This window comes from Moorena sp. SIO3I6 (assembly GCF_010672095.1).
In genome coordinates this window covers 1-2355 of the sequence record NZ_JAAHHU010000732.1, presented here as the reverse complement: position 1 = coordinate 2355, position 2355 = coordinate 1, and the positions used below count along the sequence as shown (strand labels likewise).

The 2355-nt window shown below is 39.5% G+C and carries 2 protein-coding genes and 1 pseudogene; all 3 read right to left on the bottom strand.

What is annotated here, in order from left to right; all coding sequences use genetic code 11:
* Positions 1-431, bottom strand: a pseudogene (locus F6K49_RS41995) (sucrase ferredoxin); the annotation flags it as partial.
* A gap of 134 nt (positions 432-565) precedes the next feature.
* A complete protein-coding gene (locus tag F6K49_RS41990) occupies positions 566-1723 on the bottom strand; it encodes a cupin domain-containing protein (RefSeq protein WP_293107217.1) in 1158 nt (385 codons plus the stop codon).
* A gap of 185 nt (positions 1724-1908) precedes the next feature.
* Positions 1909-2067 (bottom strand): hypothetical protein, encoded by a 159-nt coding sequence (locus F6K49_RS41985; protein ID WP_158069629.1) that lies wholly within the window; start codon positions 2065-2067, stop codon positions 1909-1911.
* Positions 2068-2355: the final 288 nt, after the last annotated feature.

The following is a 2355-nucleotide window of genomic DNA, read 5'->3' as shown; positions in this document are numbered from 1 at the left end:
ACATCATGGCTACCGTGGGTGCAAACTAAAATGTCTCTAGTGTCACTGTCTTGTGTTACACAGTTTGGCGTTTCTCCAGCTAAGAATTGTTTGACAATCCCAGCTACCTCACCAAGATTAGTCACATCAAACTCTAGCTTGCTGTACCCTTTTAACCTGGCTTCACCGTTGTGACTATAAATCAAAAGCTTAGTCTGATCGGCTTTTAGGGTTTTATTATTAGCAATCAGCAGGAATCTTACTGGCAGCTTACGGTGCTTCACCTCATCCACCAAACTCCTAAGATTCTCTGGAATATACTTAGAATCCATGGCATTAGACAGCCACGGTTGGCGGCATTCTACTAAAACATACACTTGGTAATTAGTGCCACTACCGATAATATCTTCGGCTAACTGCTGTGAATGGTCAGCACAAAAAAAAGTGTTCATGGGTTTTTATCCTTAATTATCATTTTTTTAAAACTAGAAAAAAAATTATTAATTATATAGCACTACGTATTGCTGAAACGCTCTTTTAGTGAACTTTTTCCTATTGCCTATTGCCTCTTGCCTTGCGCGTAGCGCTATACTCTGGAGTCAACAAAAATAATTCCTTCAGTAACTAAGTGGGTTAAAAGAGGAGCGACATCAACCTCCCAATCGAAATCTGGTAACCATGTCATGACATCACTACCGGTAAACGTCTCTCTGGTGAATAAATTTTCCACCAAGGAGTCAGTTACTCCTCTCAAAGCGATTTCTTTACCTGAAACGATAATTTTGTAGCCATTGTCATCTGGCAGTTGTGAAATTTTGAGGCGTTTAAATTTGGGATTCCTAAACCTAGTCTCTACACCATTCGGAAATATATTAAATCCTGCTTGCGCAGGTAGAGAGTATCTAGCTAGTGGTTTGACTAAGCCATCAAGATAACAGTTATATTGTTCCTGGATATCACTGTTACTAACGTATTGCTTTAAATTTTGGATTAAGTTATCAATCGACGGATCTAAGGGAGCAGCATCGAACCGCAGTGGCAAATTTTTACGCCAGGCTTCATTCTGCCGTAACTCACTCACTAACCAGTCTAAAAAATCCACACCAGTCTGGCAATGAATACCTAGGGTTAAATGTAGTGACGGTTGATCTAGAGCAACAGCATAGTGCCAATGTCCACGGGGTATATACAACACATCACCAGGGGTAAGGGTACACTTCAAGTAAGGCTCCCCTTCCGGAGGTGTTTCAGAGGCTGATTTTTGATCAGTCAAGGGGTATTTTAGAGTATCGCTAAATACGTACCATTCCTTGTTTCCGTCTATTTGCAAGATAAAGACATCGTGAGTATCGTAGTGACAGGAAAATCCCTGTTTACTGGGCCATGAACAATAGGAATTGACTTGAGCACTATAGCCTAAATCTTGTCTAACTTCTGAGGTGAAGTTAGTAATTTCTGGTACTAGTTTATGTACCTTGTCGATGATTAGAGTTGCCCCTGATTGGCACCACTTGATTAGATTGGCGTTTTCCTTTTCCTCCAAAACTTTGCCATCTAAGGCTAAGCGCAGCTCCGGATACTTGAATTGATGGAAATTCAGGAGATTGGTGAGTTTTTGCCAAGAAAATAGATCAGCAAACTTCCTTTCGTCCTCACTTGGGATAAATACTGCTTTACTCGTCCAATGGTATTCTAGGAATTTCTGCTCACTATAAGGCTTGAGGATTTTTGCGAGCACCGACATAACTATTTGATAAAGATTAGCAACAAAAAATTTATACTAAGCAACTAGCTTGCACCAGAAACTAATTGAGAAAATTTCTCTAATTTCTGATACAAGCTCGGATTTAGCCAAAACTATTAGCAACTAAATTATTGCAAACAATTCTAGGCTCATAAGCAATAGCTACCTAAGAAGCTCAGATAGTCTCAGGATTCCTCGCTTCTAAGATCACCACCGTCAGCGTCAGTATTTAGGCAAGATTCAGTAGTCTTACGGGGATTATTCGGAACGATTTCCTTGATTTCGACTTGAATTTTGCTAACAGTGCGCTTTTCAGCAGTTAATTCTTTGATTTGCTCTAACATACTTTGTCTCCAACTAGTGTAGATCACCCTTTTGCTGCTTAACTTTTCGGCTATTGCTCGAAAGGCTCAGTGATCGGGTATGTTCTATAGACTGTAACTCAAAGGGAACGCGGCAGTCAATAGTTGATATTAAATTTCAATAAATTTTGCTCAACCTATCCTAAGCCTATAACCTAAGAGTTAGCCTTAGAGATGTTAAATCAATGTGATGTATTGCTAAAGCTTGCTATAGCAAGGCTTGAGCTGGTTAGTTTAGCAATAATTATTATCAATTTACTCTAGAGAGTT